The organism is Streptomyces collinus (assembly GCF_031348265.1).
GTDB lineage: Bacteria > Actinomycetota > Actinomycetes > Streptomycetales > Streptomycetaceae > Streptomyces > Streptomyces collinus.
This window is the reverse complement of record NZ_CP133771.1, coordinates 7,872,571-7,887,090: the sequence shown is the minus strand read 5'-3', so window position 1 is coordinate 7,887,090 and position 14,520 is coordinate 7,872,571. Positions and strand designations below refer to the sequence as shown.

Sequence of the window (14,520 nt, the reverse complement as noted above, 5' to 3'; positions counted from 1 at the left end):
GGAAGGCCCCCCATGAGCGATCTGCACCGGCCCGTGCATCCCGTCCGCCTGGTCACGGCTTCGGCTCTGTTCGACGGGCATGACGCGTCGATCAACATCATGCGGCGCATCTTCCAGTCCCAGGGCGCCGAGGTGATCCACCTCGGGCACAACCGATCGGTGCGGGAGGTCGTGGACGCCGCACTGGAAGAGGACGCCCACGGTGTCGCGGTCTCGTCGTACCAGGGCGGGCACGTGGAGTACTTCGAGTACCTGGTCGAGTCGCTGCGCGCGGCGGGAGCCGACCACATCCGTGTGGTGGGCGGCGGAGGCGGCGTCATCGTGCCCGAGGAGATCGCCCGGCTGCGCGGCAGCGGGGTGACCATCTTCTCGCCCGAGGACGGGCAGCGGATGGGCCTGGCCGGGATGGTCAACTCCGTTGTCCAGGACTGCGACTTCGATCTCTGGGACGGCAAGCCGGCCGACGCGGCCGCCGTGCTGGCCGGCGACCGGTTCGCGATCGCCCGCGCCATCACCGGCGCGGAACTGGGCAAGCTGCCCGGGGAGTTTCTGGAGCAACTGCGGGCAGCCGCCGCGGCACGGGTCATGCCGGTGCTCGGCATCACCGGCACGGGCGGCTCGGGCAAGTCGTCGCTGACGGACGAGCTGGTGCGCCGCTTCCGCCTCGACCAGCAGGACAAGCTGCGGATCGCCGTGATCGCGGTCGACCCGACCCGCCGCCGCGGCGGCGGGGCACTGCTCGGTGACCGGATCCGGATGAACTCCCTGGACGGGAACCGGGTCTTCTTCCGCAGCCTGGCCACCCGCGGCAGTCGCGAGCTGCCCGAGCACCTGACCGACGTCATCGACGTGGTCAAGGCCGCCGGGTTCGACCTGGTGATCGTGGAAACTCCGGGCATCGGCCAGGGCGACGCGGCGATCGTGCCGTTCGTCGACACCTCGCTGTATGTGATGACACCGGAGTTCGGTGCCGCCTCGCAGCTGGAGAAGATCGACATGCTCGACTTCGCCGACGTCGCGGCGATCAACAAGTTCGAGCGGCGCGGCGCGCAGGACGCCTTGCGCGACGTGGGCCGTCAACTGGTCCGTAACCGCGAGGAGTTCGGCAAGCGGCCCGAGGACATGCCGGTGTACGGCACGTCGGCGGCGACGTTCAACGACGACGGTGTCACCGCGCTCTACCAGCACCTGAAGACGGGCCTGGCCGAGAAGGGCCTGCCGCTGTCCGAGGGCGCGCTGGCACCGGTCGCGGTACGCCACTCCTCCGGCATCCGGCAGGTGGTCCCCGCAGCCCGGGTGCGCTATCTCGCCGAGATCACCGACACGGTCCGCACGTACCACGCCGAGACCACGCGACTGGCCGAGGCGGCCAGGCGCGTGCAGCACCTGGAGGCGGTCAGGGACGAGCTCGTCGAGGCCGGCTCCGACGCGGCGAACGTGCAGTCGCTCCTCGACGACGCCCGCAAGCAGCTCCCGCACCAGATCACGGAGCAGATCGGGAACTGGCCCGCCGTCATCGCCTCCTACGCCGGGGACGAGCAGGTGGTGAAGGTCCGGGACAGGGAGATCCGCACCAAGCTGACCCGGGAGTCCCTGTCCGGCAACAAGGTCCCGCGCGTCGCCCTGCCCCGCTTCACCGACCACGCAGAGCTGGTGCGGTTCTGGCGCGGGGAGAACCTGCCCGGCTACTTCCCCTTCACAGCCGGGGTGTTCCCCTTCAAGCGCGACGGCGAGGACCCGGCGCGGATGTTCGCCGGCGAGGGCGATCCGTTCCGCACGAACCGGCGCTTCAAGCTGCTCTCCGAGGGCCAGCCGGCCACCCGCCTGTCCACCGCCTTCGACTCGGTCACGCTCTACGGCCGCGACCCGGACGAACGCCCCGACATCTACGGCAAAGTCGGCACGTCCGGGGTGTCGGTGGCGACGCTCGCGGACATGAAGGCCCTCTACGACGGCTTCGACCTGACCGCACCCACGACCTCGGTCTCCATGACCATCAACGGACCCGCGCCGACGATCCTGGCGTTCTTCCTGAACACCGCGACAGACCAGCAGACGGACCGGTTCCGAGCCGCAGAGGGCCGTGACCCGTCGCCCGAGGAGGCGGCCGAGCTGCGGGCCCACGCGCTCGCGAACGTGCGCGGCACGGTGCAGGCCGACATCCTCAAGGAGGACCAGGGCCAGAACACCTGCCTGTTCTCGACCGAGTTCTCCCTGCGGATGATGGCCGACATCCAGGAGTGGTTCATCGCCCACAAGGTCCGCAACTTCTACTCCGTGTCCATCTCCGGCTACCACATCGCCGAAGCCGGCGCGAACCCCATCAGTCAGCTCGCCTTCACCCTCGCCAACGGCTTCACCTACGTCGAGGCCTACCTCGCCCGGGGCATGCACATCGACGACTTCGCCCCGAACCTGTCGTTCTTCTTCTCCAACGGCATGGACCCCGAGTACTCCGTCCTCGGCCGGGTCGCCCGCCGTGTCTGGGCCGTCGCGATGAGGGAGAAGTACGGGGCGGGCGAGCGCAGTCAGAAGCTGAAGTACCACGTCCAGACCTCCGGACGCTCCCTGCACGCCCAGGAGATGGACTTCAACGACATCCGCACCACCCTCCAGGCCCTCACGGCCATCTACGACAACGCCAACTCGCTGCACACCAACGCCTACGACGAGGCCGTCACCACCCCGTCCGAGGAGTCGGTACGGCGGGCGCTGGCCATTCAGCTCGTCATCAACCGCGAGTGGGGCCTGGCGATGAACGAGAACCCCCTGCAGGGGTCGTTCGTCATCGACGAACTCACGGACCTGGTGGAGGAGGCCGTACTCCAGGAGTTCGAGCGGATCAGCGAGCGCGGTGGCGTACTGGGCGCGATGGAGACCGGTTACCAGCGGGGCCGCATCCAGGACGAGTCGATGCTGTACGAGCAGCGCAAGCACGACGGCACCCTGCCCATCATCGGCGTCAACACCTTCCTCCGCCCCGGGGGCGACAGCCGGCCTCCGGAGCTGGAACTCGCCCGGGCCACCGAGGAGGAGAAGCAGTCCCAGCTGGAGCGCGTGCGGGACTTCCACACCGGCCACCGCGACCAGGCCCACGACGCCCTGGCCGCTCTCAAGAACGCGGCGACGAACGGCGACAACGTCTTCGCCGTCCTCATGGAAGCCACCCGGGTCTGCTCGCTCCAGCAGATCACCGAGGCCTTCTTCGAGGTGGGCGGCCAGTACCGCCGCAACGTCTGACCCAGCCCCGTAGCCCCGGCCGAAAGCCGGCCCGCAGCCACTCAGCAGATAGGACCTCAGATGGACCCCGTCACCCGTCTCGGAGTTGTCGGTTGCGGCCTCATGGGCTCCGGCATCGCCGAAGTCGCGGCCCGCAGCGGCATCGACGTCCGAGTCGCCGAGGCCACGCCGGACGCGCTGGAGGCAGGCCGCCGCCGGCTCACCGCCTCACTCGACCGAGGCCTGCGGCGTGGCAAGCTCAGCGAGGAGCACCGGGACCAGGCCCTCGCCAGGCTCTCCTTCACTCACGACCTCAGCGACTTGGCCGACCGCCAGTTCGTCGTCGAGGCGGTCGCAGAGAACCGCGACATCAAGACGGAGGTCCTGCGCACCCTGGACAAGGCGGTCGAGGACCCCGCGGCGGTCCTGGCCACCAACACCTCCTCCATCCCCATCGTCGATCTCGCCGTCGTCACCGAGCGGCCCGCGCAGGTCATCGGCATGCACTTCTTCAACCCTGTGCCCGTGCAGCAGTTGGTCGAGCTCATACCCACTCTTCTCACCAGCGCGGACACCGTGCAGCGCACCCGCGAGCTGGCCGAGCAGTTGGGCAAACAGGCCATCCAGGCCCCCGACCGCTCCGGCTTCGTCGTCAACGCCCTCCTGGTGCCCTACCTTCTCAGCGCGGTACGGATGGTGGAGTCGGGCTCCGCGCAGCCGGAGGACATCGACCGGGGCATGGAACTCGGATGCGCCCACCCCATGGGGCCGCTGCGGCTGCTCGACCTCATCGGCCTCGACACCGCACAGGCGGTGGCCGAGTCCATGTACGAGGAGTTCAAGGAGCCGCTGTACGCGCCCCCCGCCCTCCTGCGCCGTATGGTCGCCGCAGGCCACCTCGGCCGTAAGAGCGGCCGAGGTTTCCACACGTACGCCACCTGAACAAGGGCTTTCGGCCCACCATGAGGACCTGCTCCGCTCCGTACAGGTCCTGACGCGGCTGCGCAAGGGCGACGCCACGGCGCTGGAAGCCATGACGCGATCCCGCGCCTGAACCGGGAGGCGGCGGAGTCGGCGCCGGCCACCCTCACTGCGGCGACCGGCGGCGACAGCATGCCCCGTCCGCCCGGGCCCGAGCCGGCCGAGGGGGACGTCTCGCCGCTGAGGGCCTTCACGAAGGCGTTCGGTCGCTTCCGGGAGTCGAACAGACGCTGACGGGGCCCCCGTTCCGGAAAATATGCGGCGCAAGTCCGTTCTCGCAGATAATCTTGCGGTGATGCATTGACCGGGAGCAAGGCACCCGGATAGAAAGATCACGACCTGGATCGCGATCGCGAGTCCGGTCCATACAGCTCTGCCTCGGGGGATTTCGCTTTGCCGCACACAGATGCACTTCGTCCTGCCCGCGTCCTGGTGGTCGAACCCGCCTCCTCCGGAGGTGCCACCCTGATCGGCGTCGCGGCCGAGATGGGACTGCGGGTCGTCGTCGCCACCGCCGACTCCGGCGACCGCCGGCTCTCCGACGCGGTGCGCGCGGCGGCCGACTCGGTCCTGACGGTGGAGACCAACGATCAGGCCGCCCTCGAAGCGGCCGTGCTCGAACTGCACCGGGCCGAGCCGTTCGAGGCGGTGCTGCCGGGCTCCGACATCTATGTGACGGCGACCGCGCGCGTCGCCGCGGCACTGGACCTGCCCGGCCTGCCCGTGGCAACCGTCGACCGGGTCCGGGACAAGAGCGTCATGCGAGCCGCCGTGGCGGAGGCCGGGCTGCGCACCCCGCGCTTCGCCCAGGCGACCACCGACGCCGAACTGCGCGCCGCGGCCGAACGGGTGGGCTTCCCCTGCGTGTTGAAGCCGGTCGCCTGCTCCGGCAGCATCCACGTCAGCCGCGCCGACGACCTCGACCAGCTCACCGCCGCGTTCCAGCGGCTCGTGACCGACCCGGAGCCCGACATGGGCAAACTGCACGAGCACCGGGTGCTCGTCGAAGAGTACGTGCAGGGCCCCGAGTTCAGCGCCGACGGCTATGTCCTGGAGAGCGGCGAGGTCACCGTCGTCGCCCTCAGCCGCACGCTGCTCGGCCCCGAGCCCGACTTCGTGGAGCTGGGCCACCTCACCCCGGCGCTCGTCGACGACGCCACCCTGAAGAACGTCGAGGCGTACGTCGGGGACGTCGTCCGCGCCGTCGGCATCACCAGCGGCCCCTTCCACTGCGAACTGCGCCTGAGCGCCGACGGTCCGGTGCTCATCGAGATCGGCGCCCGGCTGCCGGGCGACCGGATCGTGGAGCTGTTGCGGCTCGTGACCGGCGTCAGCCTGCCCAGGGTGGCCGTCGCCACCGCGCTCGGCGTCGGCCTGGAGGCGGCCGGTGCCTTCGCGCGGCCGCAGGCCGGGAGCGCCGGTATCCGCTTCTTCTCCGCCGCGGGCCGCTCCTCGTACCGGGAGCTCACCGGGTGGCCGGAGCTGGAGGCCCTGCCGGACGTCACCGAGACCGCCGTGTACTTCGCGCCGGGCGAGACCATCCCGGGCGTCGAGGACTGCCGCTCGCGCCTCGGCCACGCCCTGTTCACCGCCGACTCTCCGCAGGGCGCCCTGGACCGCTGGCAGGCGCTCGGCGACCTCGTCGTCCCGGCCTGATCCGGCGGTTCCCATCATGAACGCACCCATACTCGACTACGCGGCCGTCGGCGTCGGCCCCGCGAACATGAGCCTCGCCGCGCTCGCGCATCCGGTCGAAGGGCTGCGCGGTGCCCACCTGGAACGCCGTGAGAGTTTCTCCTGGCACCCCGGACTGCTGCTGCCCGAGGCCACTCTCCAGGTCTCGCTGCTGAAGGACCTGGTGACGCTGGTCGATCCGACCAGTCCCTTCTCGTTCCTGTCGTTCCTGGCGAGTGAGGGCCGGCTCTACCGGTTCCTGGCCGCGGACTTCCCGGCCGTCCTGCGCGCCGAGTTCAACCAGTACCTCCAGTGGGTCGCCGGGCGGCTGCCGAGCCTGACCTTCGGGGCGGACGTGCACAGCGTGGACTTCCACGACGGGGCCTTCCATCTCCGCACCGTCGAACAGGAAGTGACGGCACGTCATCTCGTGCTCGGTACCGGGCTCACCCCGTCCGTCCCCGAGCCGTTCCGTCCCTTACTCGGCCCCACCGTCTTCCATTCCGGGGAGTTCTTACTGCGGGCCCCGGAGGTGACCGGGCGGCGGGTCGTCGTGGTCGGCGGTGGCCAGAGCGGCGCGGAGATCGTGCGCCACCTGGCGGCCGGTGCGGCCCCCGAGAGCATCACCTGGGTCAGCCGGCGCTCGTCGTTCCTGCCGATGGACGACTCGCCGTTCGCCAACGACCTCTACACGCCCGACTACGTACGCCGCTTCCACGCACTGCCCTCCGGCCACAAGGCCCGGCTCCTGGAGCAGCAGAGGTACACCAGCGACGGCATCGACCTCCAAGTCCTCCAGGACATCTACCGGTTGAGCTACCGCGACGAGTTCATCGAGAACAACCCCGGCAGGCTGCGCTTCCTCGCGGACTGCGCGGTCACCGCGGTCGAAGGTGGCCCCGGCGAATGGAAGCTCGCCGTCGAGTCCTCGGGCCCGGACGACGCACCCGCCGTGCTCGCCGCCGACATCGTGATCCTGAGCACCGGATACGCCTACGCGCTGCCGGACTTCATGGCTCCGCTCGACGCCCGGCTGCGGCGGGACGGCGGGATGCTCGTCGTCGGCGACGACTTCTCGGTCGCATGGGACGGGCCCGCGGAGAACAGGATCTACCTCCAGAACGGCGCCCGGCACTCCTGGGGCGTCGCCGATCCCAATCTCAGCCTGCTCGCCTGGCGCAGCGCGGTCATCCTCAACAGCATGCTCGGTGAAACGAGGTATCCGGTATGACCGCTCGTCAGGTCCCGCAGTTCCAGGCCGAGGCGGTCGGCGTTCTGGTCCCCTTCGGGCCGACCGAGGTGGAACCGGACGGAGTGACCGTCGCGGAGGCGGACTTCGTCCGTTCGGTCTTCCCCCAGGTGCCGTTCAAGGCGGCCCGTTTCACCGTGCCGCCGGGCGGGACCAGCTCGCCCGACCAGCACGCGGTCCAGGAGATCTGGCTGGTCCACACCGGATCCGGCACCCTGGAGGTGGACGGCGAACGGTCGCTCGTCGAGCCCGGCTCCCTGGTGGGCTTCGCCTCGCAGGCCGTCCACGAGATCTTCGCCGACCAGGGCGAGGAACTGGTCATCTACTCCTTCTGGTGGTCGGCGACCGATGAGTGAGCGCACCACCGGGACCGGTGAGGCGCACCCCTACGACCTCGCCGTGGTCGGCGCGGGCGCGGTCGGCGCCCTCGCCGCGTACTACGCCGTGCGCCGGGACCCGGGCCGCCGCGTCGCCGTGATCACGCACGCCGGACGGGGAACGGGCGCGACGCGTTACTCGGCCGGGTTCGACACGCCCACGGGGCACAACCCGGCGCAGCGCGCTCTGGCCGCCCGCAGCACCGCGCTCTTCGACGAACTCGCCGCCGGACTCGGCGACGCCGGACGCGCGCCGGTCGACGTCCGCTGGCTGGTGGCGCGCGAGAACACGGCCGCGCTCGACGCGACCATGGCCGACGGCGGCCCCACCCGCCCGCTCACCGGGGAGCAGCGGGCCCTGCTCGACCGGACGTTCCCCGGGCTCGCGCACGACGACGATCAAGTCCTGCTGACCACCGCTCCCATGACGGCGGGTCAGCCCCGATGGCTCGCCGACCGGCTCCTCGACGAGGTCCTCGGGGGCCACCCGGACAACACCCTCTTCGAGGGCTTCCGGGTCACCGAAGTACGCCGTAGGGGCGGGCGCGTCGAACTGGTCGCCGCCGACGGCAGCCGGATCACCGCCGCCAAGGCGGTCCTCGCACCGGGCCCCTGGGTCCTCGACGGCCCGGTCGCGGCGGCGGCCCGCGAGTGCGGGGCCCGGGTCAAGAAGGTGGTGGCGTTCCACGTCATGACGCCTCCCCCGCCGGGCGCCCCGGCACTCGTCCTGGAGGACGCCGACGCCTTCCTGCTGCCCCACCGCCCCGGCGACCACTGGATCTTCAGCATCACCTCGCCCGACTGGGACCGCGGCCCCGACGAACCACTCTCCATCGACGCCCGCGACCGGGAACTCGCCCGCGCCCTGCTCGCCCGGCACGTACCGGGATTCCTGCCGCACCTGCTCGGCGGGCGCGTCTTCAGCGACTGCTTCACCCCCGGCCATCTGCCGGTCGTGGACACGGTCGGCGACGACGACGTGGTCATGGCCATCGGCGGCTCCGGCTCCGGCTACCGACTCGCCCCGGCCATGGCCGAGGACGCACTGAACCTGCTCGACGGGAGAGCACGAACATGAGCCTGCTGACCGGGGACACGCACACCCCCCGGCACTACCTCCTGGTGCCGCCCGAGGCCACGCCCAACGGCCCCCTGCACCTGGGCCACGTCGGCGGCCCCTTCTTGTGGTCGGACATGATCGCGCGGCATCTGCGGGTCCGCGGCGACCTGCCGCTGGTGATCACCGGCAGCGATGTGTACGAGTCGTACGTGGCGCTCAAGGCGCACGCCGAGGACTCCACGCCCGGCGAGGTCGCCGCCCGCTACGGGCAGCGCATCCAGGACGACTTGGCCGCCATGCGCATCGGTGTCGACGCGTTCATCGTCCCCGATCAGCAGCCCTGGCGCGAGCAGTTCGAGCAGGAGGTCGCCGCCTCGATCCAGCGGCTGACGGCCCGGGGCGCGGTGCTGACGCGCACCGAGCGCGTGCCCCACTGCGCGGCGTCGGACCGCTGGGTGGTGGGCGGCTGGCTCCAGGGCCGCTGCCCCGAGTGCGGTGCGGGAATCACCAGCTACTTCTGCGAGGAGTGCAGTGCGCACTTCCTGCCCGAGTCGGTCGTCGAGCCGCGCCCCCTGCTCGACGAGGGGCCGCTGACCTGGCGGGAGATCTCCAGCCTCTTCCTGCGGCTGCCGGACCGCGACCTCCTGGACGCCACGCTCGTGGACCTGGGCGTCGCCGACCGCTACCGGGCGACCGTGGCGCGCTTTCTGGAGCGCGACGGCCTGACCGTACGGCTGAGCGCCCCGCAGACATGGGGACTTCCGCTGCCCGCGGCCGAACCGGACGTGCCACGCGCCCTCTTCCCGTACGCCGGGATCTTCATGTTCGCCCGCCTCGCCGGCGCCGTCCACGGCCGGCTCTCCGGCACCGGCGTGAACGCCTTCGACCCGGACTCCGGGGTCACCACCATCACCACCCTGGGGGTCGACAACGTGATCCCCACCCTGGTCTCGATCGTCGGCACCAGCCTGCTGCACGGCGACATGAAGCCGTACGACCGGTGTCTGATCAACAACTTCTACCGCCTGGCCGGGCGGAAGTTCTCCACCAGCGCCCGGCACGCCATCTGGGCGGCGGACGTCGCCGCGTCGCCCGCCATCGGCGTGGACACCGTCCGGTACCACCTCGCCGGGGCCGATCTGGAGTCCGGGGCGGCGAGTTTCGAGACGGCGGACTTCCTCCGGACCGCGAACGGCACGCTCGCCGACGGCCTCGGCAAGCGGATCGACGCCGCCTGGAGCCGACTGCCCGAGGGGCCGCCGCAGGCGCCCGCCCCGGCCGTCACCGAGCTCCTGGAATCCCTGCTCGCCGAGCAGTCCGCGGCGCTCGACGCCGCCCGTGTCTCGACCCGGCGCGCGGTCGCGGCGCTCGACCGCTGGTGCGCCGACGACGCGGTCGCCCACGCGGCCGAGGACGGCGCCTACTGGTGGCTCAAGGGCCTGTCCCTGCTGGCGTTCCCGGTGATGCCGGACCTCGCCGAGCTGCTCTGGCAGCGCCTCGGCGGCGCAGGAGAGCCTCGCGCGGCGGCCTTCCGCGCCAGGACCCCGGCCCACCGGGACCGGCCCGCGCCCGGCTTCGGCCGGGTGAGCGCCGCCGATCTGGATGCCTGCCTGCCCGACACCCTGCGACCGGGAGCGGACACGTGACCGACCGGACCACCCCGCTGTACGTCGTCCTCAACCGCTCCGGCGACGAGTTCGGCGAATACCACCGTTTCCTCGACGGCCACCCCTGCCGGACGGTGTACCTCACCACGCCCGGCGGGCTGCCCGCGCTCGACCAGGACGGGGCGACCGAGGTCCATGTGCGCGACAGCCTCGCCCACGACGACCTGCTGCCCCTCGTACGGGAGATCGCGGACCGGCACGGCACGCCCGAGGCCGTCTTCGGCCAGTCCGAGTACGACATCCTGACGGCCGCCCGGCTCTCGGCCGCACTCGGCGTCCCCGGCGGCTACGGTCTCGACCTCGTCGAGCGGTTCAAGGACAAGCCCGCGATGAAGAGCGCGGTGGGCGCAGCGGGACTGCGGGTTCCCCGGTTCCTGCGCCTCGACGACGCCCCCTCGGCGGAGGCGGTCGTCGACGCCCTCGGCGGTCTGCCGCTGGTCCTCAAGCCGCGCGCCGAGGCGGGCTCCCAGGGAGTCACGGTCGTCCGCAGCACCGACGAACTGCGCGACGCGCTCGTGGGCGTGGACCCCGAGGCGTACGAGTGCGAGGAGTACGTCGAAGGGGACATCTTCCACGTCGACGGCGTCCGCCGCTCCGGCCGCCTCCACTTCGTCACCGCTTCCCAGTACGTCCACACCTGCCTGGACTACGCGCACGGCCGCCCGCTCGGCTCGGTCCTGCTCGACCCGGGTCCCGAGCGCGACGAGCTCATCACGTTCGCCGACCGCTGTCTGCGGGCGCTCGGACTGCGCGACGGCGCGTTCCACCTGGAGGCGATCCGGCGTCCGGGAGGCGAGCTGGTGTTCCTGGAGGTCGGGCTGCGGCCGGGCGGCGCGCAGGTGCCGTTCCTGCACGTCGACCTCTACGGCATCGACCTGTTCGCCGAGGCGTTCCGGGCGGCCCTGGGCCTGCCCCCGCTGTGGCAGCCGTCCGAACCGGTCGGGCCCCGGGCCGGCGGCTGGCTCATCTACCCCGCTCCGCGCGAGCTGCCCGGACGGGTCGTCGCGCGCACCTCGCCCAAGTCGGCCGTCCCCGAGGTCTACCACGAGGAACTGCCCGCGATCGGCCAGATCATGACCGGGCCCGGCAGTTACGACGAGGGCTGCGGGATCTTCCGGTTCCGGGGGCGGAGCGCCGCCGGGGTGCGCGCCGCCGTGCACACCGCGATGGAGGTGTACGGGCTGCGGACCGAGCGAGCCGAGGGAGCTGAGCCGCGTGGCTGAGGAACGCCGGTACGGCGCCGTGCTGCGCGCCTGGTTCCGGGAGACCCTTCCGGCCGCCGGGAACGCGCGCAGACTCGGCGTCCTGACCCTCATCCAGTCCCTGGGGCTCGGGGTGTTCCTCACCTCCAGCGCCGTGTTCTTCACCCGGACCATCGGCATCCCCGCCCAGCGCGTGGGCCTCGCCCTGTCGGTCGCCGGGCTCTGCGGTCTGCTCTGCACCGTGCCCATCGGCCGGCTCGCGGACCGGCTCGGCGCGGGCCGGGTGCTCACCGCCAACTTCCTGCTCGCGGCCGTCGGCTTCACCGCGTACTGCCTGGTGGACGGCTTCGCCGCGTTCCTCGCGGTCGCCTGTGCCATCGCGGTTCTGGAGACCTCGGCGGGCGCGCTCCAGGCGTCGCTCACCGACGCGCTGGTGGGCGAGGCGGAGCGGGTCAGGGTGAGCGCGCAGATGCGCAGCCTGTTCAACCTGGGCTTCCTCGGCGGCGCCGCGCTGGCCGGAGCCGCCATCGCGGCCGGCACCTCGACCGCCCTGTACGCCACGGTCCTCGCCAACGCCGCCCTCCAGCTGGTCTCCGTCGCCGTGCTGCTCGGGATGCGGCTGCCCGCGGGCGCCGGACCCCGGGCCACCGCCGCCGCCCCCGCCGCCGAGGCGCCGGGCGGGGTGCTGCGCAGCGCCGCGCTGCGGGACGTGCGCTATGTGGCGGTCGCACTGGTGTGCGGCGCTCTGGAGCTGTACCACCCGCTGCTGACGGTCGGTCTGCCGCTGTGGATCGTCACCGGCACCGACGCACCCGCGCTGCTGGTGTCGGGGCTGCTGATCCTGGACACCGTCCTGGTGCTGTTGTTCCAGGTCACGGTCAGCAAGGGCGCGCGTACCCCGGCGGGAGCGGCACGTATGCTGCGCTGGGCGGGGTGGGCGCTGGGGGCGTCCTGCCTGGTCTTCGCGGTGAGCGGGGGGCACGGCGCGCTCCTGGACAGCGCGGCCCTGCTGGGCGGCGCGCTGGTGCTCGTCCTCGGCGAGCTGTACCAGGCGTCGGCGAGCTGGGGCCTGTCCTTCGGGCTCGCCCCGGCGGGCCGGCAGGGGGAGTACCAGGCGGTGTTCTCCCTCGGGCGCGGGTTCCAGCAGTTCGCCGGGCCGTGGCTGATGACCTCCCTGGTCGTCGGCGCGGCGGGGACCGGCTGGCTGGTCCTCGCGGCGCTCTTCGCCCTGCTCGGGCTCGCCGCGCCGCCGCTGGTGCGCGGCCTGGAGAAGGCCCGCGCGCGGACGGAGCCGGCACCGGCCTGAGCGGACCGGCCGGAGCCCGTCCGGACCACATGTGTCACACCCCTACGACCGAACCAAGTGAGCGAGCGCACCATGATCCTGAAGCGACGACACGACCCGGACGAGCGCGGCTTCGCCAGCGACAACTACGCGGGTGTACACCCCGAGATCCTTGCCGCGATCGCCCTGGCCAACGGCGGCCACCAGGTCAGCTACGGCGCCGATGTCTACACCGAGCGCCTCCAGGAAGTGGTGCGCGGCCACTTCGGCCCCACCGCGCACACGTACCCGGTCTTCAACGGCACCGGCGCGAACGTGGTCGCGCTCCAGACCATGCTCGACCGCTGGGACGCCGTGGTCTGCGCCGAATCGGCCCACATCAACGTCGACGAGGGCGGGGCGCCCGAGAAGGTCGCCGGGATCAAGCTCCTGACGGTGCCCGCATGGGACGGCAAGCTCACCCCTGAGCTGATCGACCGGCAGGCGTGGGGCTTCGAGGACGAGCACCGGGCCCGGCCCAAGGTCGTCTCGATCGCCCAGTCCACCGAACTCGGCACCTGCTACACGCCGGACGAGATCCGTGCGATCTGCGACCACGCGCACGACCTCGGCATGCTCGTCTACCTGGACGGCGCCCGGCTCGCCAACGCCGCCGCCACCCTCGGCGTGTCCCTGCGCGAGATGACCACGGACGCCGGCGTGGACGTCCTCTCGCTCGGCGGCACCAAGAACGGGCTGCTCTTCGGCGAGGCGGTGATCGTGCTCAACGAGGACGCGGTGCGCGGCATGGCCCATCTGCGCAAGACGAGCATGCAACTGGGCTCCAAGATGCGTTTCATGTCGGTGCAGTTCGAGGCGCTGCTCGGCGGCGACCTCTGGCTGCGCTCGGCGGCCCGCTCCAACGCGATGACCCGGCGGCTGTACGAGGCGGTGCGCGACCTGCCGGGCCTGGAGATCGCCCGCCCGGTGCAGGCCAACCAGATCTTCGCCGTCCTGCCGCCGGCCGTCACCGAGCGGCTCCAGAAGCGCTTCCGCTTCTATACCTGGGACGAGCAGACCGGCGAGGTCCGCTGGATGACCTCCTTCGACACCACCGAGGGCGACGTGGACGCGTTCGCGACGGCGATCGCGGAGGAGCTGGCGGCGGAGCGAGGGCAGGGGGCGGCGGGCGCGCTGTCCGTGGCGGAGCGGGAGGAACTGGTGCTACTGCGCCGGAAGGTCCGCGAGATGGAAGAGACGATCGAAGCGCTGGGGAAAGAGCCTGCCTTCTCCGCGAACCGCAAGACGAAGTAGCCGGCGGGGGAGCCTGGGGGGTCAGGCGAGCGCCCTGCCCCCAGGCAGGAGAAGCCTGCCCCCGGCAGGAGAAGCGCGAAGAGGTCGTCCAGTTCGCGGTCCCACTGATCGGCAGCATGCTCGGTGATCACGTGGGGAGGCTGCCCCGCCGCTGCCACTACCAGCGACGCGGGTCCCTGAAGAGCCTCTGCACACGGTGGCGTTCCATCGGCTCCGTGTAGTAGCCGCTCGGACTGCACAGCAGACAGCCCTCCTTCGTGGTGCCGTGCTTCTCCTCGTACCGCTCCATCTCTTCCCGCACCGAGCGTGGCAGGGGAACCTCCCGGAACTCCCCCGCCTTGTGATGCTTCAGCTTTCGCGGCTTGTGCGTGTTGGAGTGGATCTGCTCGTGCACCCGGTAGACGTCGTCGGCCACGACGTTGTGTTGATGTTCACCGCCCGGGCTTCCTCGTCCCCCAGATGACCAGTCATGCAGAGATCGAACTGGCCCATGCCCTCGGTCCGATCACAAGA

The 14,520-nt window shown here is 71.5% G+C and carries 11 protein-coding genes; 10 read left to right on the top strand and 1 reads right to left on the bottom strand.

Annotated features, from left to right (window positions below; genetic code table 11):
- Window positions 1–12: 12 nt before the first annotated feature.
- The 10 genes from icmF (at window position 13) to RFN52_RS35375 (ending at window position 14,007) form a co-directional block, all read left to right on the top strand.
- Window positions 13–3,240, top strand: coding sequence for a fused isobutyryl-CoA mutase/GTPase IcmF (gene icmF / locus RFN52_RS35420; protein WP_184852704.1), 3,228 nt, complete (start codon window positions 13–15; stop codon window positions 3,238–3,240).
- 60 nt (window positions 3,241–3,300) lie between these two features.
- Window positions 3,301–4,161: a 3-hydroxybutyryl-CoA dehydrogenase gene (locus tag RFN52_RS35415; RefSeq protein WP_184852702.1), complete on the top strand. Its 861-nt coding sequence runs from the start codon at window positions 3,301–3,303 to the stop codon at window positions 4,159–4,161.
- A 432-nt stretch (window positions 4,162–4,593) separates the two neighbouring features.
- Window positions 4,594–5,856 carry an ATP-grasp domain-containing protein gene (locus tag RFN52_RS35410; RefSeq protein ID WP_184852701.1) on the top strand — a complete coding sequence of 421 codons (1,263 nt, stop codon included), beginning with the start codon at window positions 4,594–4,596 and terminating at the stop codon, window positions 5,854–5,856.
- 16 nt (window positions 5,857–5,872) lie between these two features.
- A complete protein-coding gene (locus RFN52_RS35405; protein ID WP_184852698.1) occupies window positions 5,873–7,105 on the top strand; it encodes a lysine N(6)-hydroxylase/L-ornithine N(5)-oxygenase family protein in 1,233 nt (410 codons plus the stop codon).
- Window positions 7,102–7,479, top strand: coding sequence for a cupin domain-containing protein (locus RFN52_RS35400; RefSeq protein WP_184852695.1), 378 nt, complete (start codon window positions 7,102–7,104; stop codon window positions 7,477–7,479). The genes RFN52_RS35405 and RFN52_RS35400 overlap by 4 nt, the downstream gene beginning before the upstream one ends.
- Window positions 7,472–8,578, top strand: a complete 1,107-nt coding sequence (locus RFN52_RS35395) for an NAD(P)/FAD-dependent oxidoreductase (protein ID WP_184852692.1) — start codon at window positions 7,472–7,474, stop codon at window positions 8,576–8,578. Before RFN52_RS35400 ends, RFN52_RS35395 begins: the two co-directional genes overlap by 8 nt.
- The gene (locus tag RFN52_RS35390; protein ID WP_184852689.1) at window positions 8,575–10,206 is read left to right on the top strand and encodes a class I tRNA ligase family protein; all 1,632 of its coding nucleotides are present in this window, start codon (window positions 8,575–8,577) and stop codon (window positions 10,204–10,206) included. The genes RFN52_RS35395 and RFN52_RS35390 overlap by 4 nt, the downstream gene beginning before the upstream one ends.
- Window positions 10,203–11,450 carry an ATP-grasp domain-containing protein gene (locus tag RFN52_RS35385; RefSeq protein WP_184852686.1) on the top strand — a complete coding sequence of 416 codons (1,248 nt, stop codon included), beginning with the start codon at window positions 10,203–10,205 and terminating at the stop codon, window positions 11,448–11,450. The genes RFN52_RS35390 and RFN52_RS35385 overlap by 4 nt, the downstream gene beginning before the upstream one ends.
- Window positions 11,443–12,735 carry an MFS transporter gene (locus RFN52_RS35380; protein WP_184852683.1) on the top strand — a complete coding sequence of 431 codons (1,293 nt, stop codon included), beginning with the start codon at window positions 11,443–11,445 and terminating at the stop codon, window positions 12,733–12,735. Before RFN52_RS35385 ends, RFN52_RS35380 begins: the two co-directional genes overlap by 8 nt.
- Window positions 12,736–12,807: 72 nt before the next feature.
- Entirely contained in the window at window positions 12,808–14,007 is a 1,200-nt protein-coding gene (locus RFN52_RS35375) for a threonine aldolase family protein (protein ID WP_184854153.1), read from the top strand.
- A 157-nt stretch (window positions 14,008–14,164) separates the two neighbouring features.
- Here RFN52_RS35375 and RFN52_RS35370 read toward each other — a convergent pair whose 3' ends face one another.
- Window positions 14,165–14,422, bottom strand: a complete 258-nt coding sequence (locus tag RFN52_RS35370; RefSeq protein ID WP_311241132.1) for a hypothetical protein — start codon at window positions 14,420–14,422, stop codon at window positions 14,165–14,167.
- Window positions 14,423–14,520 lie beyond the last annotated feature (98 nt).